Genomic DNA, 25,726 nt, shown 5'->3' with positions numbered 1-25,726 from the left:
GCGTCATTATAACGCGGATAGTCGAGAGTCAATGCGTGAAATGCTAGAATCGACACTATTTATTAACGACAACGCTGAAGTGACCTTATTCCATGACTAAAAGAATCGTTCGTATTGCCACTCGCAACAGTCCTCTTGCCATGTGGCAGGCTGAATTTGTTAAATCACGCCTCTTAGAATTACATCAAAATATCGAAGTAGAACTGATTGGTATGAAAACCCAGGGCGACATCATTCTTGATACGCCACTGGCAAAAGTAGGCGGCAAAGGGCTCTTTGTTAAAGAACTGGAACAAGGCATGTTGGATGGACGCGCCGATATCGCCGTGCACTCGATGAAAGATGTGCCGGTTGAGTTTCCGGAAGGTTTACATCTGCCTGTTATCTGCGAGCGCGAAGATCCGCATGATGCGTTTGTTTCCAACCATTACCAGAGTATTGATGAATTACCGCATGGTGCGCGCTTAGGAACATCCAGCTTGCGTCGTGAATGTCAGGTGCGCACCCACCGCCCTGATCTGGAAGTGCTGCCTTTACGCGGTAATGTAAACACCCGTTTACGTAAACTCGATGATGGCGAGTTTGATGCGATTATCCTGGCAATGGCCGGTTTGAAGCGCTTAGGCTTTGATGACCGTATCCGTAGCGCTTTAACGCCGGAACAAAGTTTGCCAGCCATTGGACAAGGCGCATTAGGCATTGAAACCCGAGTTGATGACGCAGAAATGAACGCGCTTATTGCGCCATTACATTGTGATAAAACCGCTGTTGTCCTGCGCGCAGAGAGAGCCTTGAACAAACGTCTGTCCGGCGGTTGTCAGGTACCGATTGCAGGTTATGCGATGTTAGATGATGACAACGTCTGGTTGCGTGGTCTGGTCGGTCAGCCGGACGGCACCAATACGGTCACTGCGGAAGTTCGTGGTAAAGCGGCAGATGCCGAAAAACTGGGTATTCAAGTCGCTGAAATGCTGCTGGCGAAAGGTGCAGATAAAATTCTGGCAGATGTTTACGGTGAATAAAGCACCGTTAGCGGGGCAACAGATTCTGGTGACCCGCCCACAGCATCAATGCCAGACGCTTGCCGATTTGATTGAAAACGCGGGTGGCAAAGCGTTGATTCTGCCAGTGATTGATATTGAACATATCGCACGAAAAAATTGGCAGACAGAGAATATCGAACGTTTTGACTGGCTGATATTTGTCAGTCGTAATGCCGTGGAAAGTTTTATGGCTGGTTGGGGGGATGAATTGCCTCAGCCGTGTCAGTTTGCCGCAGTGGGTGACGGTACAGCGCAAGCTATGCGCGAGCATGCTATTCCTGTTGATTGTCAGCCAGAAATATCTAACGGCAGTGAAGGTCTGTTGCAAATGTCCCTAATGCAGGCTGATAAGGTCAGCGGTAAACATATTCTCATTGTGCGGGGTAACGGCGGCAGAGAACATATGGCCGATACCTTAACCGCCAGAGGTGCTAAGATTACTTATGTTGAAGTTTATCAACGTGTTTTAGCCAAGCCGACAGCCACAATGCAAAAGCAAGCCATGTTGGCGGATAAAGTCATCTGTACCAGTGTGGCGGGTGTTGATAATCTTTGTAGTATCTTTATGAATACATGGCCAGGTTTGTTAGATAAACCATTGACGGTGGTCAGTGATAGGATAAAACAGCACGCCTCCTCACGAGGCTTCAAAACCATTCATGTATCAGCCGATGCCAGTGATAATGCAGTTGTTGATACTCTGATAAATATGGACGATTAACATGGCAGATAAAGACGCAAAGCAAACGATAGATAACAATGTGCAGGATGCTGAGCTGCTTGAAAAGAATAAACAGGATGATGCCAAAGTCTATCGCTTGATATGGATTGCGCTTGTTGTTGTCGTACTACTTTCCGCTGTCAGTATTGGCTGGTTTTATCAGCAACTCCAGCAGCAGGAAGCCGATATTCAATCTTCGCTGACCGAGTTATCCAGCCAAAACGGTGACTGGCAATCAAAGTTAGAACAGCACAGGCAGCAGTTAGGTCGGCTCGATAGTGACCAAAAACAATTAGCGGAAAAATTACAGCAGCTCACTGATAAACAGCAGTTATCCAATGCTGAGCTGCAAAAGCGGTGGGCATTGCAGGAAGTCAAATACCTGCTCAATGTCGCCAACCAGCGCGCTGTATTAGCACATGACGTGGTTGGAGCCATCCAGGCTTTGATCATGGCAGATAAACAACTAGAAGCACTTTCTGATTATCGGCTTCATCCTCTGCGCGCTGAGATTGCAGAAGAATTAATGTCATTACAATCACTGACAACCCTGGATATACCCGGCATGGCGATTCAACTGCAAACATTGGCTGCCCATGTCGATAAACTGCGAGTTAAAAAAGGGCCAGAAGTCGATTTTTCTGAGTCTCCAGACACGGCCGATATTACCAGCACAGAAACGCCGGCATGGAAACAAGCCATCTCAGATATTTGGCAACAATTGCGCTCTTTAGTCGTGATTCGCCATGAGCAATCTGGTGAAGCGGCCGTACTTGTACCGGAACAACGCTACTTCCTCTATCAAAATCTGCGTTTACAACTGGAAAGTGCGCGTCTTGCCTTACTCAATGCCGATAACGATAGTTTCCAACATAGCTTAAAAACAGCCATTACCTGGCTCGATCAATATTTTACCGGTGAAGAACGTGATGCCATGCTGGCCAGCCTTAATTCACTGGCTGAACAGAAAATTGACGTGTCTATTCCGGATATTTCAGGCTCGTTGAACTGGCTAGAGGAGTATCAGCAATGAAAATGCTGATCATTATCGCTTTAGCATTAGCATTGGGTGTTGCCGCAATCTGGGCGGCCGATTTTGAACCAGGGTTTGTTTTACTGCAATACGGACAGTGGAGTCTGGAAACATCATTAGTTGTATTTACGGCTATTTATATCCTACTGGTGGTGGCAGGCTATTTAGCATTACGCAGTCTGGTATTGTTAAAACAGACGCCAAAAAGAATTAATGCCTGGAAGACAACACAAAGACAAAAGCGGGCTAATCGAGCTTTAACCCGTGGTCTGATCACTCTGGAAGAAGGACGCTGGACAGAGGCCGAACGTATTTTGGTACGTCATGCCACACACAGTGAAACACCATTACTTCATTATCTGGCGGCAGCGAGAGCGGCGCAAAAACAACAAGCACCAGAGCGTCGTGATAACTATCTACGCCTGGCCCATGAAACCACCGAAGGCGCTGATATTGCCGTCGGGGTGGTTCAGGCAGAGCTACAATTATCGGCCGGTCAAAAAGAGCAGGCGCTCGCGACACTTCAACATTTGCGTGAAGTGGCACCGAAACATCCTTATGTTTTGCAGTTATTGCAGTCTCTCTATCAGGACATGGATCAATGGCAGGAAATGCAATCGGTATTACCCGATTTACGTAAACGCCATGTGTTGGAGCGCAATGAAGTCGCAGCTTTGGATCAGGAAGCAGCTATAGGGCAGTTACAGATGGCATTAGCCAAACAGGACTGGCAAAAAATGGCTGAGGTGTGGGAAAAATCATCCAGCAAAGCACGGCAGACAGAAGCCATGCTTGTGCCATATGTGAATGGGCTAATTCAGCAAGACCAGGAAGAGCAGGCCATTGCCCAGATTGAACAGTTTATGCGCAATAACTGGAGCGATAAGCTGGTGTATATTTACGGCGTGCTGACGCAGGGTGACTTGCTGGCGCGTTTAGCGACGGCAGAAAAGTGGCTTAAAGCCAATCCGGATAATGCCTGTTTATTACTAACCGTTGGGCGTCTGGCGAAAGCCAACCAGTTATGGACAAAGGCAGAAGAATATTTACAACAAAGCATTCGCTTAGATGCCAAAGGCGAGACTTATCAGGTCTTAGCTGAAGTGCAATTGGCGCTGGACAAAAATGAAGCTGCTGCAGATACCTATAAGCAAGGACTGACATTGATGCTTAGTTCTGATGCAACCATTTAATTAACAAAGGGATAATTTGTGCAAGAAGCGGGTGGCGATTATCTGGTAGAAATTCTGGCCTTATTATTGGCCACGGTCATTATTATTCCTACATTCCATGCTATTCGGCTTGGTGCGATTTTGGGGTATTTAACCGCAGGTATGATTCTCGGTCCCTGGGGCTTGGGTGTAATCACCGAAGTTGAAGATATTCGGCATTTAGCTGAGTTTGGCGTTATTTTTCTGCTGTTTGTTTTAGGGATTGAACTCAAGCCGGATAAACTCTGGCAAATGCGTAAAATGGTGCTGGGGCTGGGGCTTGCTCAGGTGCTGATTACCGCAGGTGCCATTTATGGCATTGCCATCTGGTTAGGGCTGGATAATCACAGTGCCATTATCATTGGTTTTGGTTTAGCCCTGTCATCGACCGCTTTTTGTTTGAAACTATTGGCTGAACGTGGCGGTATTTCCACCGTGATGGGACGCATGTCCTTCTCCGTGCTGTTATTGCAGGATATTGCCGTCGTGCCATTATTGGCTTTGGTTTCCTATCTCGCTGTGGGTAACGGTGCTGAAGTAGTTGGTCCAGATGTAAATCCGCTAATCGGTATTCTGGTGATTATTGCGCTGCTGTTTGCCGGGCGTTACCTGTTGAATCCGGTATTAGCCAGAATTGTTGCCAGCCAGGATCCGGAAGTGTTTATTGCTGTCGCGGTACTGTTAGTGCTGGGCGTTGCCTGGATTATGCAAAGTGTAGGTTTCTCGATGGCGCTGGGGGCCTTCCTGGCAGGTGTGATGTTGGCTGAATCACAATACCGACATCAGATAGAAGCCGATATTCTGCCTTTCCGCGGTATCTTGCTTGGACTGTTCTTTATGACTGTCGGCATGGGCATTGATTTCAGTCTGTTATGGGATCGTCTGGGCGATATCCTATTGCTGACCTGGGGCCTGATGACCATTAAGACGGTTGTTGTCTATATCCTGGCCCGTATTACCGGTGCCCGTCATGATATTTCCTTACAAACAGGGGCCTTGTTATCTCAGAGCGGTGAGTTTGGTTTTGTTCTGTTTAGCTTTGCGGCATCGTTGGGGTTATTAGAAGCGCAAGTCAGTGACATTTTGACGCTGGTGATTGCCTTAACCATGGTGTTGACCCCCTTTGTTGTAAGGGCGACCAATTACTTATTACTGAAATTCTATACACCTGATGCAGAAAACGATGAGGAAGATTACACCACCGAGTTTGTTGAGCATGATCAGGAGCACGTTATCCTAGCGGGGTTCGGTCGTGTTGGCGCCCGTGTCGGTACCTTGCTGGGTGCTGCCGGCGTTCCTTATATTGCTTTGGATATGCGCCAACATCGGGTAAAAGATGCCAGGGCACAGGGGTTCCCGGTATTTTTTGGTGATGCCAGTAAGGTCAAAGTATTACAGGCCGCGGGAGCCGATCGGGCCAAGATGATTGTGGTCACGCTGGATAATCCGACGCAGGTAGATAGATTGGTAGCTCAGGTACGCCAGTATTATCCGGATATGCCGATTCATGCGCGCGCGCGCGACAGAAAACACTGTGCGGAATTAATTACTCAGGGGGCCACGACCACGGTTTCAGAAACACTGGAAACCAGCCTCAGGCTGACAGAAGAGGTGTTATTGGGTAGTGGTGTTGAAGATACCGTTGCTGCCCGGGTTATTAATGAATTCAGGGATGACTACTATTCGAATGTGGTGAAAAAAGTCACTGAAAATAAAGTCGTGCTGGGTGAATTAAAACATTAGGCTATTGAGCCTTGGCCTGCTTTTTCTGTTGTTCAGTATCACGTTTTATTATCATCTCTTTACCGTTCAATAAACGCATTCCTAAGATAATTAGGGATGTTTGATGTTAATAAATGCTTTTTTATGTTTGCAAATGTTAATAAGTATCAATAAGATTTGTGCTCAATTTCTTTAATAGGCTTGGTGCACATACATTGTGAATACAAAAAAAAGACTCATTTCTTCTCTCGTCACACTCTGTTCAATTTATTCATTTCCCTTATTAGCAGATGAGACGAGCAATTCAGCAGCGACGATGAATCCCTTAGTCGTTACCGGTCAGGCATACAAAGGTTATGCGCAGTTCTCACCCACATCTGGAAGTAAGACAGATGCAGAATGGCTTGATGTGCCGCAATCTGTTTCTGTAGTAACAGATACTGAGATTACCGATCGTGGTGCAGTGCGCTTGGTTGATGCATTAAATGGTGTAGCTGGTGTTAATAACACACTTGGGGAAGGCAGCCGTGATCAGTTTGTCATTCGTGGCTTTGATGCCTTGAACGATGTATATCGTGACGGCATGCGCGATGATACTGGCTTGCAGTCTTATCGTAGCCTAGCGAATATTGAGCAAATCGAGGTAGTCAAAGGCCCCGCGGGTGCTTTGTATGGTCGTGGCTCAACAGGTGGTTTGATTAACCTGGTGACAAAACGTGCAAACGGTGATGAATTCACCCGTTTGAATGCCAGTTTAGGTAGTCATGGAAAAATGATAGGGCGGGTAGATAGTTCGACCTCATTTTCAGATACAGTTAATGGCCGTATCAATCTGGAAGTTCGCAAAGCCGATTCATTTGTCGATTATGTTGATTCAAAAGATTATTTCATTGCACCGACACTTCGTTTTACCCCTAGCGATCATCACACCTTAGATGTGGATTTGGAAATATCAAAACAGGATTTGGTACCTTACCGTGGTGTGCCATCCATCAATGGCAAACCAGTGAATGTGTCTCGCAGCACCTACTTTGGTAGTAGCAATGATTATCAAGAATCAAAAAGTGTACGTTTCTCACTGAACGATGAATTCAAATTCACCCCGAATTTAGTCTGGAATAATCGTGTGGTGATAAGTCGTGTTGAGCTGGAACAACAAGGTACGCGTCAAAGGAATGTAACAGCTGCTACAGCTACTGTCGGACAATCTGTAAATGATTTTGGCTATGATCCCCGCCGTTTTAACGCACTGCAATCGGAATTAAAATGGTCTGTAGGCTCACATGAATTCTTGTTCGGTGCAGAATATACACAAACCAAAATTGACTTAGACTTAAGTACTGTCTCAAAAGCAGACCAATCCATCTATGATCCTGTCACGGAGCATGTGGTTAATGGTGGTTTTGAACCCTTTAGAAAGAATGACACCAAAACCTATGGTTTGTATGTGCAGGATATGTACACCATTGGTGATCTGACGTTGACCGGTAATGTGCGTCACGACAAGATGGACCTGGAACAACAGCGTGTGGGTAACCCGAAAGAAAACCTGGATGACGACAAATGGAGTTATCGTGTAGGTGCCAGTTATCGTCTGACTGAAGATTTATCGACCTATGCGACGTTTTCACGGTCATGGCAACTGCCCAATGCCGGCACCTTTGTAAGTAATGGTGCGGCGGAGTTTTACTCGGCTGATCTAAAAGAAATTGGTTTCAAAGCTTATACATTAGGTGATGCTTTAATGTTCAATGCTGCTATATTCCAAATTGAACAAGAGCGGCCTGTAACGGATGCCACAACAGGCGATGTAACGGATAGAAATACCTCAAAACATAATGGTTTTGAATTAGAGCTTCGTGGTCAGTTGACAGAGCAATGGAGTACCACTGCCAGCTATACTTATTTAGATGCAGAAGATGAAGATACAGGTAAAAAACCGAATGATGTGTCCGATCAGTTGTTCTCATTAGGTTCAACCTATCAAATTGATAGTCACTGGCGAGTGGGTGGCAACATCAAGTATGTCGGAGAACGCTATGCTGGTGACAATGAAGCAGTTAAATTAGATAGCTATACCTTGGTGGATCTAATGGCGGCTTATCGGGTGGGTAAGCATAAAATTCAGTTCAATGCCTACAACATCTTTGATGAAAAATATTTCCTGGGGGCAACAGGTGGCTCGTCAGGTCGAAACCAAATTGGTTATGGCGCACCGGCAGAATATATGGTGAGTTATGGTTATGAGTTCTAATCCGGAATAAGTTAAGTTCATATCCGAAAGCTGATTAGCCATGCGGAATTGGGTAAAAGCCTGATGCCGTATGGCTTTTTTATGGATCTTTTGCGGCTATATCATCATTAACGGTGACTCTGTTTCTGCCAGAATTTTTGGCACTGTATAACAATCGGTCGACAGTTTGTAGTAGCTTGGATTGTGTCTGCCCAGCTTCATATTCAGTCACCCCGATACTACAGGTCAATGAAATATTGAGGCCCTCATCCTGACAAAATGGATGTTGCTCAATATCCTGTCTGATGCGTTCAGCGAGTATTTTTGCCTCGGTAACATTTGTCTCAGGAAGCAGTAAAAGGAACTCCTCCCCACCGTAGCGGCCTAGTGTGTCACTGTGTCGAGATGCTTTCGAGACGATGTTAACAGCCTCAATTAATACGGTATCGCCACGTTGGTGACCAAATTGGTCATTCACATGTTTGAAATGATCAAGATCAATCATCAACAAGCTTAGCGGATGTTTATAGCGAACTGACCGATCAATTTCATCCGTTAAATTGTTTATCAAACCACCTCGATTAAGTACACCAGTCAGTGCATCAGTACGAGCTAACTTTTCTAATTCTCTGGTACGTGCTTCCACCCGTTGTTCTAATAATTGATTGGCTGCAAGTAACTCTTTTTGTACCAACAGTAATTGTTCATTTTTTACTTTAAAGTCTTTATTACTGGGAATCGCAATCACTTTGGGTAATAAATAGACAATCATAACGGTGGTCATAATGGATACGATGCCGGTAGCGAGTTTACTGAGTCCGCTAAGGAAATAATAACCATGCCAGATATTAATCAGAGCCATTAGATGTGTCACGCCGCAGAGAAAAATAAAGGCAGCGAACATCACAAATATCCAGTTAAAGGCGAGATCGTCTCTTTTTCTGACCAGCTGAATCAGAGCGATAGGAATTAGGAAGTAGGCAATGACTGTCAGCGTATCGCCAACAACATGCAGGACAAGTAAGTCTGCTTGCCATTTTAAACAATGGCCATGGGGCATAAAATTGCCATCAAATAATGCACTGATGATATCCACAGACACACCCTCCATGACTAAAACAGCGTTGACGAAAGCAGCATCACACTGATGGTTCTTCGCACCAGTTTATGATCATTAATAGCATAGTGTCTTGACTGCGTATAGTTAGACACAAGTCATAGCTGGTTCAGCTTACAAGTGACTAATATAACTAGGGATGTTGTAATTCACGCTGACGCACCGGCATGCTATCAATTTCGCTGAAGAGCTTATGAAGTCTTAACTGTGTGTCAGTAGCTTTGACACCACCATCTTTACCCATTAATAAAACCAAGCTGTTATGGTGTTGTAGTTTTTGACGAACTTCTTTAGTGAGATTATCTGTAACTGTACCTGTGTAGTTAGTACTTAGAGAACTTTGCTTAATCAGAAACCAGACAATATCACGGTCATTTATCTCTGCATCCCTCTGCGAGAGTTCATCCTGATAGGTATTAATATCATCACCGGCATTAATCAGGATAAGCCGGTTTTTCCATTTTAGCTCTGACAGTGAATGCAGGCTTTGTATTACCTCTGCCCAGGCAATAGGACTTAATAGCATAAGTAAAATCAGCAAAATACGAGACATAGCTGCCCCCTTTATTTATCAAAATGATAAAACCAAGGTATAAAAGCCGTTGTTAAGAAAATGTAAATACTGTCCGGTTTATGCTGAAGGGGATAGGCAGAGTTTTAATATCCAGTCACGCAGTTTGACTAACTCTGAGTCACTTAAACCTTTGTGCGCTTTTTGTAACAAGCGGGTGAGTTGCACCTGCTCAACTTTGGGTAAATGATTCATACGTGCGGTCAGGTTAGTCTCAGGTAGCTCCGCGACAGAACGATCGGCATGGGTGCGGCGTAGAATGATTTCCAGAAAATCGACAGCACGACCCAGCACCACAAAAATAAAGGTCAGTTCTTTCATTGGCCCGGCTTTTAATGTCTCACCCGCTAAGGGGATGCCATTAATTTTGAGGTTTTCTGGTTTGGCTGTGGCGAATAATGATGCGGCGCCAGACACTAAGCCACCAAAAAATGCGCCGGTCATCAGTGATGTGCCACCCATACCAACATCAATGACAGCACCAGCCGCCGCGCCGGCAGAGGCAGATAAAGCGACAATTTTTTGTCTGTCTAAACCATAAAGATACCAATGACTGATATCAAATAAGTCAGGATAGTCGGCGCTTAACTGCTGCGTTTGCATCTGCATTTCAGGATGTGCGAATAAGGCTTGTAACTGTTTTTGCATGCTCGCTTCAATATGACGCAGCGTGCTTTGATAATCATGTTTTAATTTGTCTTGCAAACGCGATTTCACAAAGTCGGCAGGCACTTTGATTTCACTGACATGACTGAGTATTCGCTGAATATGCTCTGCCACCACGAATGCACCTTGTCGTTCGAGGGTCTCGAAATATTGCTTGAGTAGTTCAACAGTGGACTCGATAGTGTGGCGCCAGGGTTCGTATAACTCAGCAAAGGCCGACAAAATAGTGAATTGTTTCTGATGGTCTGCCGTCATGGGGTTAAACACCCGCACCACACTGAAATACTGGCTTAATGCATCCTGCCACTCCTGCACATACGCTTCGCCACCAATCGGGTTGATCAATGCCATACGTGGTTGACCTGTCCATTGCAGAATGGTCATTTCGGCCTCAAATTCAGGGCTATAGGGAATAGAACCATCCACCACATAAATAATGCCAGCACCATTTAAAATAGGCTGTAATAACTCAACTTCATCATGAAATTTATGATTGCCTGAGGCGCGCTGCTCACTTACAAATGCCTGAATGGTATTTTTGCGTTCAGCTGCGTTCGGGGCGTGTTGCTGACACCAGGACATCACTTGTCTTGGACGTTGAAAGCCGGGTGTATCCACCAGTGTGTACTGTGTCTCACCATCAATATTCAGATCAAAGGTCTGTGCCGATGTGGTGGTGCCGGAAATTTCAGATATTTTGACGGCATCCTGACGGGTCAGGGTAGCGACAATACTGGATTTACCTTTATTCGGATGACCCACGACGGCGAAGACAGGATGCGTGACAGACTCAGACATGTGGATGACCTTCTTTTAATGTAACCGCGTGCCGTTGAGCAAAAAACTGCCATGATTTTTGTTGCTGCTGGTAACGTGAATCATCAGCATTAATCGGGTATAACACCAGATTGATTGACTCATTATGCTGTTGAAGTAATTCAATACAATCTGCCAGTTCACCTGTGGGTGTCTGTATAGGATCAATGATAATCCATACCGGTTTATCAAACTGGCTGGCTGCTGAGTTTAGCCATTGTTCATCTTGTAACCAGTCATCCGAGCCTAAGTTTTTTTCCACATTAAAGTGAATGTCAGGTTGCTGCCAGCTTATCAGTACCGTTTCTGTCGAGGGTAAACTGACCGTGCCGTTTTCCACATGATGATCATCAGATTGAATAGGATTACGACTGACCTGATGCTGTTGCGCCACAATAAACTGTTCCACATCACTACTGTTTTGAATATTACTACGCAATTGCCGGATAAACTGTTGGCGCAATAATAATGCTAACAGCAGGCGGGGCAGAATACCGTAAACCACGATAGCCATCACCAATGTCATCCACCATACATCGTTGGCCGAAACAGTCAGATCACTGGCCTGAGCACTAAATCGAGTTTGCTGGATTAACTCGGCGGTGGGCGCTTCTAGCAGCCAATGCCAGGGCCAGCTTATCGCCGTCATTAATTGTGTCATAGTGGCACTATCAGTAATGAGGGTGGATGACCAGCCAAACAGATAGTCCTGAAATGTCGCCAGAATAAAAAAAGCCAGTAATGCGGAGGCTGAAAATAAAATAGCCGCTGACTGTAATTGCCACAATAACCAAGGTAGCAGTAAATTTTTGTAGGGAATGAATTGTTGCAGGTTCAGTTTATTTATCAACCAATGCAGCAAGGGATGATGATGCAGATTATGTTTGGCGGGCGATACAAAAGAAAAGTAAAAGCTGCTTAATGTGAGTAATAGCGGTAAAAACGCAAATAAAGCGAGTGGCACCCAGATGTTAATAAATGAGGCTTGACTGACATTTAATACCCCAGCCATGGCAGTAAAACCAATCAGTACGGCGACGACAGCAAGAAGCCGTAAAATACTGGTGGCTGGTGTGGTCAGTGACATCTGCTGTTGCCATGCCTGTAAGTACTCTGTGGCGGAGTGAGAACGGTTGTCAGATGACGGTATTAACTTATTATTTTTTTGTGAAACAAATAAACGAAAATCCAGCCAACGAAATAATGCTCGTGTAGCTCCACCTTTGAAGAAAAATTGCTCAATAGCTTTAGTGACGTGTTTAGAGGCCATGCAAGCTAGTATACAAAATACGATGAATTCAAGCTGAAATGAGTCTGTTCAGGGCGATGTTGTTTAATACAGCACGAGTAACAAGACGCCAAACACAATGCGATACCAGCCGAAAGCAACAAAGGTAAAGTTCGCCAGAAAACGGATAAATAATTTAATGACCAGATAAGCGGTGATAAAAGCGACAACAAAACCAACGATCAGCGGTAAGAAGGATGTATTGGCAAAATCCTGATAATGCGATATCAAATCCAGCCCTGATGCAGCCGCCATGACTGGCAGGGCAAGTAAAAATGAGAATTCAGCACTGGCTTTGCGACTCAAGCCTACAAGCAGTGCACCGATAATGGTGGAACCTGCTCGACTGGTGCCGGGAATTAATGCAAACACCTGAGCAATGCCGATAATCAAAGACTGCGTGTAGCTAACCTCATTGATATCATCAACTTGTGGTGGTTTCTCGCTGATAAATTTTTCTGTCAGTAAAAAAATAATGCCGCCCACGATAAACATCACAGCGACAATCTGAACAGAAAACAGGTCTTTAATCTGATCGTGAAATAACAAACCAACAAGCCCGACCGGGACAAAAGATAAAGCAACCTTTGTCCACAAACCGACATACTTAGGTGAAAAACGCTCTTTATAACTAGCAATCACCGCCAGAATTGCGGCTAACTGGATAATGACTTCAAAAGCTTTATTGCTGTCTGTTTGTGCCAGTCCGAGCCAGTCACTGACGACAATCAGATGTCCGGTGGAAGAAATGGGTAAGAACTCCGTCAGGCCTTCAACAAACCCCAAAATAATACTTTGAAGAATATCCATACAGTCATCACTCAGCAGACAAAATTCGTAGCATGATAGCTGAGCCGAATCGAAAAGGGGGGAAATCGTGTTATCAGCTTTCGGTCAGACTGCGTAAAGAATGAGTCAGACTGATGGAACAGGCCTGGAGTACCACCCGACCTATTAACTCACCGAGCGTTGTGTGTTTGCCGCAATAAGCATGTTGGGGTTCAGCTTCGGGACAAAAAACGGCATGGCTATCAGTGCCAGTGCCACTGGCGGGCAGACCAGAAACCGGACTGATAATCTCGGCATCACGAATAGCAGTCACTTTACTCTCGGTGAGTAATATCAAGGCTTCGGCAAGTGCAGCATCGGATAATGCTTGATTAATATATAAGCAGATATTGATGGTGCCCGGCACAGCGTGATCATCGGCTTTATCACCTACTCGTCTAACATTACTCAGCCCGCTCGTTACCCAGCACTCAACCGTTAAAGTCTCTCTGTGTTCAAAATGGTGACCTAATGACTGCATGGAGGCAGCGGTCATCATGCCGATAATGACTGGTGGTAATGCCAGTGCTTCTGCTTTATCTAGTAAGGTTTGCTCTGGTGCCAGACAGGGTAGCGGAGAATGTTTATCCACCCGCATATTGAGTAAAGCGCTGGCTTTTTGCAGTCCGCCGTTTAACACAGCCGAGCTTAAAACTCTGCATCGCTCTGCTGGCAACAGCACGAGATAGTCTGGATGATGAATCAGTCTGACAGAGGACACGTGATTATTTATTGGCGACCTTCGGTGATACAACTTCTTCAAGTTTAAGACCGGTTAAATCATGAATAGTCCGCCATAAATAATAAAAGATACCGATCATCATCAGCATGGAAGGAATCGCAATAACCGGGTAGCTATAAAGTGTAAGCAAGCCTAGTTGCTCATTAAACTCCTCACTACCAGTTGGACTGGTGACCAACCATTTCACCAGTAAAAAATTCATAATGGCTGAAAATAAAAAGGTACCTGCTAATAAATAGGTCGCGTTGAGAAGACGCTTTTCAAATAATGCCGTACTGTTTTTTTCTTCAAGGCGGTCTTTGATCTTATCGACATCCATGATTTCACGGTTATACAAAAGGGCTCTGATCAGTGGGTATCGGGTGAAGGTTGAGCCGAGAACAGCAATTCCGATAATGGCTGGGATAGCCGCTTCTTTGATGGCTAGCCATTTAGTATCGAGCTCAAATAAACCAATGCCGCCGGTGAGTAACACACTGATTAAACCCAGCAGAGCGATAAAGTTGAATTTACGGTATTTGATAAGTTCGAATATTCCCCAGCCAAGAGGAAAAGCCAGTGCCGCCATTAATGCACCACTGGCTCCCAAGTCTTCCGGTCCGCTCAATTTCATCAAGATCACTGACGGTAAAACGATACTGACCATCAGGTCTACAAACGGGCGTGGCTTATGTGTTGGCGTGCTATTTATCATCGTATTTTTTGTCTGGCTTTTATAAATCAGTCAGTGATTATATAGGATGTAGATAATTGATGGGATTACCTTTTATTGTTTATGGTTTTCCTCGGAAGCGTACTTGCTATCGCTGTTTTTCATCTCCCTGTATAGCCACACCATACGATCCACAAACCAGGCTTTGAACACCATAATCCAGATATTACTGGCAATCAGCAACCCAACATTCAGGCTGTATAAGCTATAAATAAAAAACGGTATGCCTAAAGCTGACAATGTTTGCAGCAGCATACAAACCTGTTGATGATGAACGGGTATGGGGATGTTTTTGCGATTTAAATACAGTCGTTCGCCAAAGGTGCCCATCGACGCCCAGTTATCGGTGGATGATGGGACGTTAAATAATCGTGGGTTAAGCCAAATCCAGACAAGGGCCAAAACAATAGGTATTAACGAATAAATCCCCATCCACTCACGTGAATAAAAGGCGAGAGAGAGCAAGGGCAAGGTAGTAAAACGTGAATACACACTCCATGGGTTAGCATGCCGTTGCCAACTTTTTTCGTCCATCGACATCAGTTTTTCAGCCCATTTGATGATATCCATATTCTGTGCCTTTTTAAGGTTTATAACGGTTTATCATAATCGGGGTATGAAGCCGAACAATCATGTTGATATTACTTCTGCTTTTTTAACTGGCCGAGTTGCTCATCGGTGAGAATGGTTGGCGTCACGATGGGTGCGCCATCTTTGGTAAATAATTCGGAGTGTTTATATTTACCACTAATCAACGTTGACAGGGCAATGCCAAAAAAACGCATGACATTCCCGAATAAACCACTGGTTTTGGGTTTAGGCTCACCTGTTGCGGATTCCGTATTCACTTTGGCCACGTCACGACCAAAATCGGTTTCTAACCACGTCTTATCCAGACAAGAATGCACCAAACCAATAAAAGATACTTTTGGATTGTTCAGAGTATTACCAATGGGTGTATTACAGCAGGAGGCGTACCAGCGTAATAATCCTTTAGGAGAAAGTCGTAATAGGGCCAGATGCTCTAACCCTTGGGTAATATGCAAGCGAGGCTGAGCTAACTGAACGATATCGGTGCCACCATGCGCATCGAGGATGTTATCCGACTTACCAAGATACTTTGCAAATGCCTGACAGTCTGAACAATAACAAATCACCCTGCTGGTGATACCTTTACCGTCAATATGTCCAAGCAGGCTGCCACATTCACATTGAATCTTATGCATCATGGTCTATCTGTTCCTTCTGTCCTTATTAGCCTTATAAATACCAACTAGCCCTGACTAAGCTTATCGTAATCAAGCGCATAATAAATCAAGGTTTTGGCTTCTATATGAACAGTTCTTATCTACGCCTTGTTATTTATCAGAATTGAGCGATTTTCAGATGCTCAAGAATATCCATGATTTCATCACGGGCATCTGGGTCCTTAACAGGATAACGGGCGTTAATGGTCAGCTGTTGTTTGTTCTTCATATAAGCGGTTGCTTTAATCTGATGAAGATTATCTTTCTCGCTTTCTGACAGATAAATTTTTACATCGAGACTAGCTGCCTCGATATGTTTCTGAGTTTCATGTGCTTTATCAAACTCAGCACGGCTCAGCGGTGATGGCTCTTTATTGAAACTGATGTAATGCAGCCCATAGTTATTTTCATAGCTGAATAGATAGGCAGCATTTTGCTGTGGGACATTCAGGTTTTGCAGTTTGAAATCAGTGAAACGAGTTTTGACCTTTACCGAAGGGATTTCATAGTCATCCGGAAAGATGCCGATATAAGGGTCTTGCCAGAAACTATCCTTATTATCACTGGGCTGAAGCATATCGACGCTGGCATTCTCCCAGCTTGAGATATTGAGTTGCAGCTTTTTATTAATGTCTTTTAATTTTCCAAGACACATGGCTTTCTCTTCTATTTTGCAGGGAAATGCCACCTCAAAGACCAGGTTCTGATTCTGATAAAACCCCATCAGATACGTTTGCATATTACTGTTTACCCAGTAGATAGCGGCTTTACTATCGCCCTTACGGTCTATGACCTGCGTAGCAGTCAGATTGCCTGAATAACTTAACTTGATGTCCTGGCTACCTGAAAATGCCGGGTTTCCCATTTCGGAGTAAGAAGGAGATAAAAACAGCTCTTCTGGGTCGTAAGCCAGTTGTGCGTAGGTGACAACTTCACCCCATTTGGGATCTTTGAATACCTGCCAGGCATCTTCGTGAATATCACCATCTTGCCCGGTAAAGTTTTTATTATCATCCGAGGCATTTTTTAATTTGCCAATAAAAGGAAATACTTGATGCACATTGGTGATGACAATGGTCTCTGCTTTTTTGTCTTCGCCGGGATCCCATAAGCCTTCAAAAGGCGTCTTTTTTAGCCATGCGTCGAGATCGCCATGGGTTATTTGTTTGATGTCTTCAGGCAGTTCAACATCACGTGATTGGCCACAACTTGCTAAAGCAATAAAAAATAAACTCAGTAGACCGACTAAAGTCCTTTTGTAAAAGGGCGTTAGTTTCATACTGTTACTCTCTCCAAGTCCTTCATACTGAATACAAATAAACTTGTATTGTTAATGTGGTGCTGATGTGAGTTTAAGGATGTTTCTCTAAAACATATCAGAGACGCATTGGCATGACGACGTATTGGCGTTCGAATTTTTCATCAGCCGGGGTCACAAGTGCGCTACTGGTTTCATCAGTGAAAAGCAGTTTCACTTTGTTATCTGGAATGGCATTCAGTAAGTCCAGCAGATAGGCATTATTAAAAGCAATTTCTAATGGAGCGCCTTTGTAGTCCACGCTGATTTCTTCTTCAGCTGATTCTTGTTCCTGGTTAGTAACCGTAGCTTTTAATTGATCGGTATCTAAGTTGATACGTACGCTACGGTGTTTGTCATTCGACAAGATAGCCGCTCGTGATAAGGCTTGTTTTAATTCATCACGATCCGCCAGAACTTCTTTATCACCCCCGAGTGGCAACACGCGTTCATAGTTAGGGAACTGGCCATCAATCAGCTTGGAGGTAAAGTGAATATCAGGTAATTCAACTTTGATCTGTTGATTACTGAAGGCCATTTTAACGATGTCATCACTGTCATTGAGCAGGCGACCGAGTTCAATAATCGCTTTACGCGGCACGATAACACTGTTTTTTTCGCTGACAGGGGTGGCTGTGGTCAGGCTACCCAATGCGAGACGATGTCCATCGGTAGCAACAGCTCGTAAGGTTGTATCGTCACGTTCGAGCAATAAACCATTCAGGTAATAACGCACGTCCTGGCTTGCCATGGCAAAACTGGTTTCGTCGAGTAAAGATTTCAGTGCCGACTGTGGCAATGAAATTTCATCAATGTAATTAGCACCTTCGCTGTCCGGGAAGTCATCACTGGACAATGTCGCCAATGAAAAGCGACTTTTACCGGCTTTGACTACCGCTTTACCATCTGCCGCATTCACGCTGATGGTCGCATTACCTGGCAGCGCTCTGACGATATCCAGCAACTTACGTGCTGAAACGGTGGTTTTACCTTCTTCTTCAACGGCTACGGGTAAGGTAGCGATCATTTCCAGTTCCATATCGGTACTGGTCATAGATAGTTGGTCACCTTGAACACGTAATAAAACGTTAGACAGGATCGGTAGCGTAGCGCGGCGTTCAACAATACTGCACACCAGTTGCAGCGGTCGCACTAAAGTATCTTGGCTGACAGTAAATTGCATGATGATTCTCTCGGGTTAACTCGACAGTGTTCGTAAAAGGTTACGGTAGTCTTCAGCCACGCGGGGATCCGACTCTTTTAATTCGGCAACTTTCCGGCACGCATGCAGGACAGTTGTATGGTCACGGCCACCAAAAGACTCACCAATTTCTGGCAGGCTGTGACTGGTTAGTTCTTTGGCAAGCGCCATGGCGATTTGCCGTGGTCGCGCGATGGAGCGTGTACGTTTTTTCGCCAGTAATTCAGACACACGCACTTTGAAATATTCCGCCACTGTTTTCTGGATGCTTTCCAGTGTCACTAGCTTTTGGTGCAGTGCCAGCAAATCTTTCAATGCTTCCTGTGCCATATCAATCGACATGGGCTGATTGGTAAAGCGAGAAAAAGCCAGAACGCGCTGCAATGCACCTTCCAGATCACGCACATTCGATTTTATACGCTTGGCGATAAAAAAAGCCACGTCTTCCGGTAGAGTAATCAGGTTTTGTTGCGCTTTTTTGATCAGAATCGCCACACGTGTTTCAAGCTCTGGTGGTTCGATAGCCACGGTTAAGCCCCAACCCAGGCGTGATTGCAAACGCTCATCCAAGTTGTCGACTTCTTTGGGGAAACGGTCACAGGTCAGAATGATTTGGCGCTGACCCTCTAACAAACTATTAAAAGTATAGAAAAACTCTTCTTGCGAGCGCTCTTTTTTGGCAAAGAACTGAATATCATCAATCAATAATGCGTCTGCACTACGATAGTGAGTTTTAAATTGATCAATAGCGTTGTTGCGTAATGCGGTAATCATGTCCTGAACAAAACGTTCAGATGACAGGTAAATCACACGAGCCTTAGGATTGTTTTGCTTGATTTTATTACCCACGGCCAACATCAAATGGGTTTTGCCGAGTCCGGTACCGCCATATAAAAAGAGTGGGTTATAACCGCTTGTTCCCGGTGCTTCCGCTACATGCAGCGATGCCGCTCGTGCAATCTGGTTAGATTTACCTTCGACATAACTATCAAAGGTGAAGAGTGGATTGATAGGACTACCCAGTGCGGGTTCTGACTTTATCGTTTCTGACTTTTCTTCTTTATTGGTTTTGGCTGGCGCGGAAGTGGTTGCCACACGTTTTGGCCGTTGAGGCACATGATCAATGGTACCTACTTCAATCGAAACATATTCGATAAGGCCTTGAGTTAATTGATGAACCAGCTGATTTATCTGTGCTTCTAGCTGCTCCTGAACCCATGCTTTTACATAAGGATTGGGCGCTAGTAAGCGTAAGCTCTCTTCGGTTTCGATCGCTTGCAGCGGCCTAAGCCAAGTATTCAGCTGCTGTGCCGACAAATCACCTTCGAGATGGGACAGACATTTTTCCCAAAGGGGTGATGACACATTAACTCCTTGATTTATACCGGTTTAAACAAAAATGAGGTGCGTTGGATAGCTAAGCTTTTTGATAGTATAGCTGGTAACGCAGGAGGTCTAAAGTTATCCTTAAGCCAGCTTTTTGGCAAGTAAAATAACCACAGAAAAAATGAAAGTCACTCTGGTTTGACTTGTTATGCCTTAAAACTTTATAATCCCGTGTCTTTTGCCTCGGCGGTTTTTGCTGCTGTTAGCACCGCAGGCAGCAAAACAATCAATATTTCTGGAGTTGGTGAAATGAAAAGAACTTTTCAGCCTAGCAATCTGAAGCGCAAACGCACACACGGTTTCCGCGCACGTATGAAAACAGTTGGTGGTCGTCGCGTTATTAACGCACGTCGTGCAAAAGGTCGCGCAAGACTGTCAGTATAATCTTCTCTGACATCCTTCAGGGAGGGCATGACTTGGCAACATTCGGCCGAGCCATGAAAATGAATCGCCCGGGAGACTTTTCTCGGGTGTTCCGTCAAGGAAAACGCACTGGTGGTGGGGGCCTGACGGTTTTAACGGTTGAGAACTCAGTGGGACATCCCCGACTGGGACTAGCGATAGCTAAAAAACACGTGAAATTAGCCAATCAACGCAACCGCTTAAAGCGGATTATTCGCGAATCATTTCGACAGAATCAATCCGCCTTATCAAACATCGATATTGTTGTATTGTCACGCCCCGGTGTGACAGAACGAGATAGCACTCAAATATGGGCAGCATTGGAGCGACATTGGTTAACAGTGGTGGCGCAATGGCAAAAATCCTAATCAGCCTCGTCCGAGGTTATAGACTTTTACTGAGCCCTTTCATCGGCATGCATTGTCGTTTTCAGCCAACCTGCTCACAATACATGATAGAAGCAATCGAACGTCATGGTTCTGTTAAAGGAACTTGGCTTGGTTTGCGTCGAATATCCCGCTGTCACCCTTGGCATGAGGGTGGACTTGATCCTGTACCTGAACTAAAAACAAAGAATCGTAATGGATAATCTCAGAACCCTATTTATTTTTGGTCTGCTCATCGTGTCATTATTGTTATGGCAGGCATGGCAAAAAGATTACGTACATCCTCAACAAACCGAACAAAATACGACCTCGACCCAGATCGATGATGGCTCGTTGGCCGCAAACGATGCAGCGTTGCCAGATATGCCTTCGGTTTCTGCTGAAGCCTTACCTGATGTGCCTGAATCGGCGCAATCGTCTGCAGCGACGAAACAAAAAATCCATGTAACAACGGATGTGATGGATATTGAAATCAGCACACAAGGTGGTGATATTCAAAATCTGGCCTTATTGAAATATGCCGTTAGCTCTGAAGAACCCAATACACCGGTGCAGTTTTTGAGTGATAAAAGTGATGCTTATTTCGTTTCACAATCTGGCTTGCGTTCGAATATGGATGTGCCAACACACTACGCTATCTATAAAGCTGATCAGCAAAACTATCAATTAAGAGATGGCCAGGACGAAATTAAAGTGCCGCTCTACTGGCAAGCTGATAACGGCCTGACAGTAGTGAAAACCTATACATTCAAACGTGATAGCTATGTGGTGAATGTTGACTACAAGATTATCAATAATACCGCTGATGCATTTTCTGCTTACCCGTATGCACAATTCAATCGTCAAAAACAATCCAGTGGTTCACGCTTCATTTATACCTATAGCGGACCTGTATTCTCAAACACAGGTAATGAATATGAAAAAGTGAAGTTTGATGATTTGGATGAAAAACCATTCAATCAGAAAGCGAAGGATGGCTGGGCAGCGATGATTGAGCATTATTTTGTAGCGGCGATAGTGCCTGAACAAAATGATGAAGAAAAAGGTTACTACGCACGCTCTCTTAATGGCACTAATTACACTGCCGGTGTCAGAATGCCAGCTATTTCTGTTGCGGCTGGAAGTGAAGGTCATGCGGATTATGAAATGTATCTGGGGCCGAAAAAAGCCGAACGTCTGGAGAAAGTAGCTAAGAACTTACAACTGACGGTTGATTACGGCATCTTTACTATTATTTCTGAACCCTTATTCTGGGTGATGGAATGGTTACACAAACTGACCGGTAATTGGGGTTGGTCTATTGTGTTACTGACGGTATTGATCAAATTAGTTTTCTTCAAACTATCTGCTGCAAGTTACCGCTCAATGGCGGCTATGCGTAAGTTAACGCCAAAGCTGGCGAGTCTGAAAGAACGTTATGGCGATGACAAGCAGAAGTTCAATCAGGCGATGATGGATCTTTATCGTACTGAGAAAATTAACCCATTAGGCGGTTGTTTACCTATTCTGGTGCAAATGCCTGTATTCCTGTCTTTCTACTGGGTTTTGGTAGAAAGTATTGAATTACGCCAAGCTGACTTTATCTTGTGGATTAATGACTTAACAGCCATGGACCCATACTTCATTTTGCCTGTGTTGTTTGGTATTTCAATGTGGTTCCAACAAACATTGAACCCTGCACCACAAGATCCTGCACAAGCAATGATGATGAAGTTCTTCCCGCTGGTGTTTACCGTCTTCTTCGCCTTCTTCCCATCGGGTTTGGTGTTGTACTGGGTGGTGAATAACGTGTTGTCGATTGCACAGCAGTGGTATATCACTCGTAAGATGGATGCCCTCTAAGCAGCGCTGATGGATACGATCGTTGCAGTAGCCACCGCGCCTGGACGCGGTGGTGTCGGTGTCGTCAGAATTTCAGGTAAAAAAAGCGCTGAGATTGTGACCGCGATTTGCGGTAAGTTGCCGACACCGCGTTACGCCAAGTTTACTCACTTTCGTGATGCCGATAATGGTGTTATAGATGAAGGCATTGCCCTTTATTTTCCTGGTCCGGCTTCATTTACTGGCGAGGATGTTGTTGAGCTTCAGGGACATGGCAGCCCGCTTGTTATGGACAGACTTTGTCAGCGTGCTGTTGAGTTGGGTGCCAGAATGGCTCGGCCTGGTGAGTTCTCCGAGCGTGCCTTCCTCAATAATAAAATGGACTTAGCCCAGGCTGAGGCTGTTGCCGATTTAATTGAAAGCTCAACAGAGCAGGCGGCAAGAAGTGCGATGCGATCACTGCAAGGCGATTTTTCCAATCGCATTAATGATTTTCTGCAAGAACTGACGCATCTGAGAATGTATGTCGAAGCCTCTATTGATTTCAGCGATGAAGAAATTGATTTTCTCGCTGAAGCGCAAGTGGATGTGCAATTACAGGATTTATTAAAAACTCTTGATGGTATTACCGGTTCTGCCAAACAAGGCCGCTTATTACGCGAAGGTATTAGCGTGGTGTTGGCCGGACAGCCCAATGCAGGTAAATCAAGTTTACACAATCAGCTAGCGGGTCATGATGCAGCGATAGTGACTGATGTGGCAGGCACGACACGCGATGTATTGCGTGAACAAATTCACCTCGGTGGTCTACCTTTACGTATTTCTGATACCGCCGGTTTGCATGATGCCACAGACGATATCGTTGAGCTGGAAGGCATTCGCCGCACCCAAAATGAACTTGCTCAAGCCGATCATATTTTATTGTTGATTGATGATAGTAAAGGGCTTACCGATCAGGATAAAAAGATTCTGGCAGAGCTACCAGCGAATAAACCACTGACTATTATCCGTAATAAGATTGATAAAAGTGGTCATCAGACAGGTTTGACGGAAGAAAATGGTTATCCCACTTTATATCTTTCGGCGAAGTCTGGGGATGGGCTTGAGTTACTCCAACAACATCTTTATCAGGCGGTAGGGTTTCATCCGGAAGAAGAAGGCGTGTTTATTGCCCGCCGTCGACATCTGGATGCTTTAGCACGTGCCAGACAGTCTATCGTCAATGGTTATGACTGTCTCTCAGGCATGGGTGCTGGTGAATTGTTAGCTGAAGAGCTACGTCTTGCACAGCAGGCCCTAGGTGAAATTACCGGCACATTTACTACTGAAGACTTATTAGATCATATTTTCTCCAGTTTTTGTATTGGTAAGTAAATAGAAAAAATCTTTAATCAGTACTTTTCATTTTGTCTCTAGCTGAATGGGCCATGACAGAATGAAAATCGTGCCTCCAGCGCTAGTAGATTGGCAAATTGCATGCCCTCCATGTGCCTCAACTATCGCTTTAACAACGGCAAGACCAAGCCCACTACCGCCACTTTTTCGTGAGCGAGAGGGTTCAACACGGTGAAATGCCTCGAACACATCGGTTGCGGCCTCTGCAGGAATACCTGGGCCTTCATCTTCCACGCTCAAATAACAGCTGTCCTTTGAACTGTTAAGGCGGACTGTCAGCGCACCAGGATCGGCATGTTGACAGGCATTTTCCAGCAGCGCCATCAAAGCCTGCCGTATTCGTATAACATCACAGCGAACTTTTAGTGTGGGATCCAGTTGCTGCTTTAGCGTAAATCCTCTTGCGTTCAGTGTTGAAGTAAAACTCTCTATTACTACGCTGAGTTCTTCGGCCAGCATCACCTCGTCCAGCTGTAACTCTAAGTGACCACTGTCATTGAGACTTAATACTCGTAAATCTTCTATCAGACGGTTGAGTCCTTCGACCTGTCGAAGTAATCCTTCGAAAATATCGTTATTAGGTGTGAAGACACCTTCGGCCAAACCCTGTAAACGACCGCGAAGAATGGTGACCGGTGTACGAAGTTCATGAGCAATGGCAGCATTCCAGAATTCTCGTTCCCGGGTCATATACTGTAAGCGTTCAGCCATAGCATTGAAGTCTTGCACCAGTTGTGCCGTCTCTCCCATCGCATGTTGGTCGGTTTTGGCACGGGCGTTAAGTTTACCCTGGGCGACTTCACGCAAGCTGAATGCCACAGAGTTAAGTGGTGTGAGAATACGCCGTGACAAACGAATGGCGACGAACAGAGCGATCCCCAGCGCAGTGATGATTGTACAAACGATCCAGATCATCTCCACCTGGGAGGGTATCCAGGTTTCGGATATGCTGCCCGGCATATAGGCCGTGGCAACACCATAAAACACATAGGATCCGAACACTGACAGAAAAATGATGCCCATCGTCATCACGGCCAGCGACTTGATTATTTGCCGACGTAACCCCGCTGCTGATTTCATGTTTCACCACCAAAGCGATAACCTACTCCCCAGACACTGGCAGGCACACCGTGAATATCAAGCGCCTCCAGTTTTTTACGTAATTTGCTGATATGACTATCTACGGTACGTTCCTGAGAATCACCCTCAGGTAGACAGTTGACCAACAGTTCTTCACGGCTGAAAGCCCGTTTTGGTGAACCCATCAGACAGGCGAGAAGCTTGAATTCGGTCAGGGTGAGATCCAGTGTCAATTGTTGCTCATTACAGTAGATGCTGGCCTCGTGGTTATCTAAGTCAATTTGGAACTTGCCAACACGCAGCATTTTAGTCGTGGCCGGGGTACTGCTTTGTACGCGTCGCAATACTGCCTGTACACGAGCGACTACTTCAGCTGGATTGAATGGTTTCACCACATAGTCATCTGCACCCAGACGTAAGCCCATTAACTTATCGATATCCTGATCAAGTGCTGTGAGCATGATGACCGGTGTATCACTATGAGAGCGAATTTCATTTAGTACATTCCAACCGTCCATATGTGGCATCTGTACGTCGAGTAGCAATAGATCAGGCTTGTGAGCTTGATGCATGGCCAATGCTTGTTGACCATCAGCGGCATGTTGAGTACGTAGCCCACTGCGCTGTAGATAAGCAATAAGAATATCAGCAATCTCTGTTTCATCCTCTGCAATCAATACGAGTGCTGAATTTGTTGGGCTTACAGGGGAATTAAGACTGGACATGAACTGCTCCAACGCTAAATTGTTGAACTGTATCACTCCCTCCATACTTTCTCCACAAAGCCTCGAATAATTCGCAATAGCAG

Annotated in this window: 25 protein-coding genes; 11 read left to right on the top strand and 14 right to left on the bottom strand. The window is 45.0% G+C overall.

The window, feature by feature from the left end; all coding sequences use genetic code 11:
• Window positions 1-92 precede the first annotated feature (92 nt).
• From hemC to AC13DA_RS15320, 6 genes are all read left to right on the top strand, one after another.
• Window positions 93-1,022, top strand: coding sequence for a hydroxymethylbilane synthase (gene hemC / locus AC13DA_RS15345; protein WP_273180970.1), 930 nt, complete (start codon window positions 93-95; stop codon window positions 1,020-1,022).
• Window positions 1,006-1,764, top strand: a complete 759-nt coding sequence (locus AC13DA_RS15340; RefSeq protein WP_284451589.1) for a uroporphyrinogen-III synthase — start codon at window positions 1,006-1,008, stop codon at window positions 1,762-1,764. The genes hemC and AC13DA_RS15340 overlap by 17 nt, the downstream gene beginning before the upstream one ends.
• A gap of 1 nt (window position 1,765) precedes the next feature.
• Window positions 1,766-2,797, top strand: coding sequence for a uroporphyrinogen-III C-methyltransferase (locus AC13DA_RS15335; protein ID WP_284451512.1), 1,032 nt, complete (start codon window positions 1,766-1,768; stop codon window positions 2,795-2,797).
• Complete coding sequence (locus AC13DA_RS15330; RefSeq protein ID WP_284451513.1) at window positions 2,794-3,990, top strand: heme biosynthesis HemY N-terminal domain-containing protein; 1,197 nt, start codon at window positions 2,794-2,796, stop codon at window positions 3,988-3,990. The genes AC13DA_RS15335 and AC13DA_RS15330 overlap by 4 nt, the downstream gene beginning before the upstream one ends.
• Window positions 3,991-4,008: 18 nt before the next feature.
• Window positions 4,009-5,751, top strand: a complete 1,743-nt coding sequence (locus AC13DA_RS15325; protein ID WP_273180979.1) for a monovalent cation:proton antiporter-2 (CPA2) family protein — start codon at window positions 4,009-4,011, stop codon at window positions 5,749-5,751.
• A gap of 196 nt (window positions 5,752-5,947) precedes the next feature.
• On the top strand, window positions 5,948-7,984 hold the full coding sequence (locus AC13DA_RS15320) for a TonB-dependent receptor (protein WP_273271272.1): 2,037 nt from the start codon (window positions 5,948-5,950) through the stop codon (window positions 7,982-7,984).
• Window positions 7,985-8,063: 79 nt separating this feature from the next.
• Here the strand turns inward: AC13DA_RS15320 and AC13DA_RS15315 are convergent, their stop codons facing one another.
• The 12 genes from AC13DA_RS15315 to dnaA form a co-directional block, all read right to left on the bottom strand.
• Window positions 8,064-9,059 (bottom strand): GGDEF domain-containing protein, encoded by a 996-nt coding sequence (locus tag AC13DA_RS15315; RefSeq protein ID WP_284451514.1) that lies wholly within the window; start codon window positions 9,057-9,059, stop codon window positions 8,064-8,066.
• Between the two features lie 154 nt (window positions 9,060-9,213).
• Window positions 9,214-9,633 (bottom strand): DUF4174 domain-containing protein, encoded by a 420-nt coding sequence (locus AC13DA_RS15310; RefSeq protein ID WP_284451515.1) that lies wholly within the window; start codon window positions 9,631-9,633, stop codon window positions 9,214-9,216.
• A gap of 78 nt (window positions 9,634-9,711) precedes the next feature.
• On the bottom strand, window positions 9,712-11,115 hold the full coding sequence (locus AC13DA_RS15305) for a DUF3482 domain-containing protein (protein ID WP_482945999.1): 1,404 nt from the start codon (window positions 11,113-11,115) through the stop codon (window positions 9,712-9,714).
• Window positions 11,108-12,403, bottom strand: coding sequence for a DUF2868 domain-containing protein (locus AC13DA_RS15300; RefSeq protein ID WP_284451517.1), 1,296 nt, complete (start codon window positions 12,401-12,403; stop codon window positions 11,108-11,110). The genes AC13DA_RS15305 and AC13DA_RS15300 overlap by 8 nt, the downstream gene beginning before the upstream one ends.
• Window positions 12,404-12,466: 63 nt before the next feature.
• Window positions 12,467-13,231 carry an undecaprenyl-diphosphate phosphatase gene (locus AC13DA_RS15295; protein ID WP_284451518.1) on the bottom strand — a complete coding sequence of 255 codons (765 nt, stop codon included), beginning with the start codon at window positions 13,229-13,231 and terminating at the stop codon, window positions 12,467-12,469.
• Window positions 13,232-13,304: 73 nt separating this feature from the next.
• Window positions 13,305-13,970, bottom strand: coding sequence for an adenosylcobinamide amidohydrolase (locus AC13DA_RS15290; protein WP_284451519.1), 666 nt, complete (start codon window positions 13,968-13,970; stop codon window positions 13,305-13,307).
• Between the two features lie 4 nt (window positions 13,971-13,974).
• Window positions 13,975-14,685 carry a VC0807 family protein gene (locus tag AC13DA_RS15285; protein ID WP_202796099.1) on the bottom strand — a complete coding sequence of 237 codons (711 nt, stop codon included), beginning with the start codon at window positions 14,683-14,685 and terminating at the stop codon, window positions 13,975-13,977.
• A 72-nt stretch (window positions 14,686-14,757) separates the two neighbouring features.
• The gene (locus AC13DA_RS15280; RefSeq protein WP_284451520.1) at window positions 14,758-15,273 is read right to left on the bottom strand and encodes a DUF6653 family protein; all 516 of its coding nucleotides are present in this window, start codon (window positions 15,271-15,273) and stop codon (window positions 14,758-14,760) included.
• 71 nt (window positions 15,274-15,344) lie between these two features.
• Entirely contained in the window at window positions 15,345-15,932 is a 588-nt protein-coding gene (locus tag AC13DA_RS15275) for a DUF6151 family protein (RefSeq protein ID WP_284451521.1), read from the bottom strand.
• A gap of 136 nt (window positions 15,933-16,068) precedes the next feature.
• On the bottom strand, window positions 16,069-17,229 hold the full coding sequence (locus AC13DA_RS15270) for a hypothetical protein (RefSeq protein WP_284451522.1): 1,161 nt from the start codon (window positions 17,227-17,229) through the stop codon (window positions 16,069-16,071).
• A 97-nt stretch (window positions 17,230-17,326) separates the two neighbouring features.
• Window positions 17,327-18,430, bottom strand: a complete 1,104-nt coding sequence (dnaN, locus tag AC13DA_RS15265; protein WP_273181006.1) for a DNA polymerase III subunit beta — start codon at window positions 18,428-18,430, stop codon at window positions 17,327-17,329.
• Between the two features lie 15 nt (window positions 18,431-18,445).
• Entirely contained in the window at window positions 18,446-19,813 is a 1,368-nt protein-coding gene (dnaA, locus tag AC13DA_RS15260) for a chromosomal replication initiator protein DnaA (protein WP_007144027.1), read from the bottom strand.
• 270 nt (window positions 19,814-20,083) lie between these two features.
• Between dnaA and rpmH the strand changes: the two genes are divergently transcribed.
• The 5 genes from rpmH to mnmE are packed head-to-tail and all read left to right on the top strand — an operon-like array spanning window position 20,084 to window position 23,817.
• A complete protein-coding gene (gene rpmH, locus AC13DA_RS15255; RefSeq protein ID WP_040576298.1) occupies window positions 20,084-20,218 on the top strand; it encodes a 50S ribosomal protein L34 in 135 nt (44 codons plus the stop codon).
• 32 nt (window positions 20,219-20,250) lie between these two features.
• A complete protein-coding gene (gene rnpA / locus AC13DA_RS15250; RefSeq protein ID WP_237701183.1) occupies window positions 20,251-20,604 on the top strand; it encodes a ribonuclease P protein component in 354 nt (117 codons plus the stop codon).
• Window positions 20,547-20,825 (top strand): membrane protein insertion efficiency factor YidD, encoded by a 279-nt coding sequence (gene yidD / locus AC13DA_RS15245; protein ID WP_379007012.1) that lies wholly within the window; start codon window positions 20,547-20,549, stop codon window positions 20,823-20,825. Before rnpA ends, yidD begins: the two co-directional genes overlap by 58 nt.
• Window positions 20,818-22,464 (top strand): membrane protein insertase YidC, encoded by a 1,647-nt coding sequence (gene yidC, locus AC13DA_RS15240; RefSeq protein ID WP_284451523.1) that lies wholly within the window; start codon window positions 20,818-20,820, stop codon window positions 22,462-22,464. Before yidD ends, yidC begins: the two co-directional genes overlap by 8 nt.
• Before the next feature lie 9 nt (window positions 22,465-22,473).
• Window positions 22,474-23,817 (top strand): tRNA uridine-5-carboxymethylaminomethyl(34) synthesis GTPase MnmE, encoded by a 1,344-nt coding sequence (gene mnmE / locus AC13DA_RS15235; RefSeq protein WP_284451524.1) that lies wholly within the window; start codon window positions 22,474-22,476, stop codon window positions 23,815-23,817.
• 27 nt (window positions 23,818-23,844) lie between these two features.
• Here the strand turns inward: mnmE and AC13DA_RS15230 are convergent, their stop codons facing one another.
• Together AC13DA_RS15230 and AC13DA_RS15225 are read right to left on the bottom strand one after the other, a co-directional pair.
• Complete coding sequence (locus AC13DA_RS15230) at window positions 23,845-24,918, bottom strand: ATP-binding protein (protein ID WP_284451525.1); 1,074 nt, start codon at window positions 24,916-24,918, stop codon at window positions 23,845-23,847.
• Window positions 24,915-25,643 (bottom strand): response regulator, encoded by a 729-nt coding sequence (locus tag AC13DA_RS15225; protein WP_284451526.1) that lies wholly within the window; start codon window positions 25,641-25,643, stop codon window positions 24,915-24,917. Before AC13DA_RS15225 ends, AC13DA_RS15230 begins: the two co-directional genes overlap by 4 nt.
• Between the last annotated feature and the right edge of the window lie 83 nt (window positions 25,644-25,726).

The sequence above is a fragment of the Methylophaga sp. F-2 genome (genome assembly GCF_056859315.1).
Note: the sequence above shows the minus strand (reverse complement) of the source record. Positions and strands in the feature narration are given on the sequence as shown.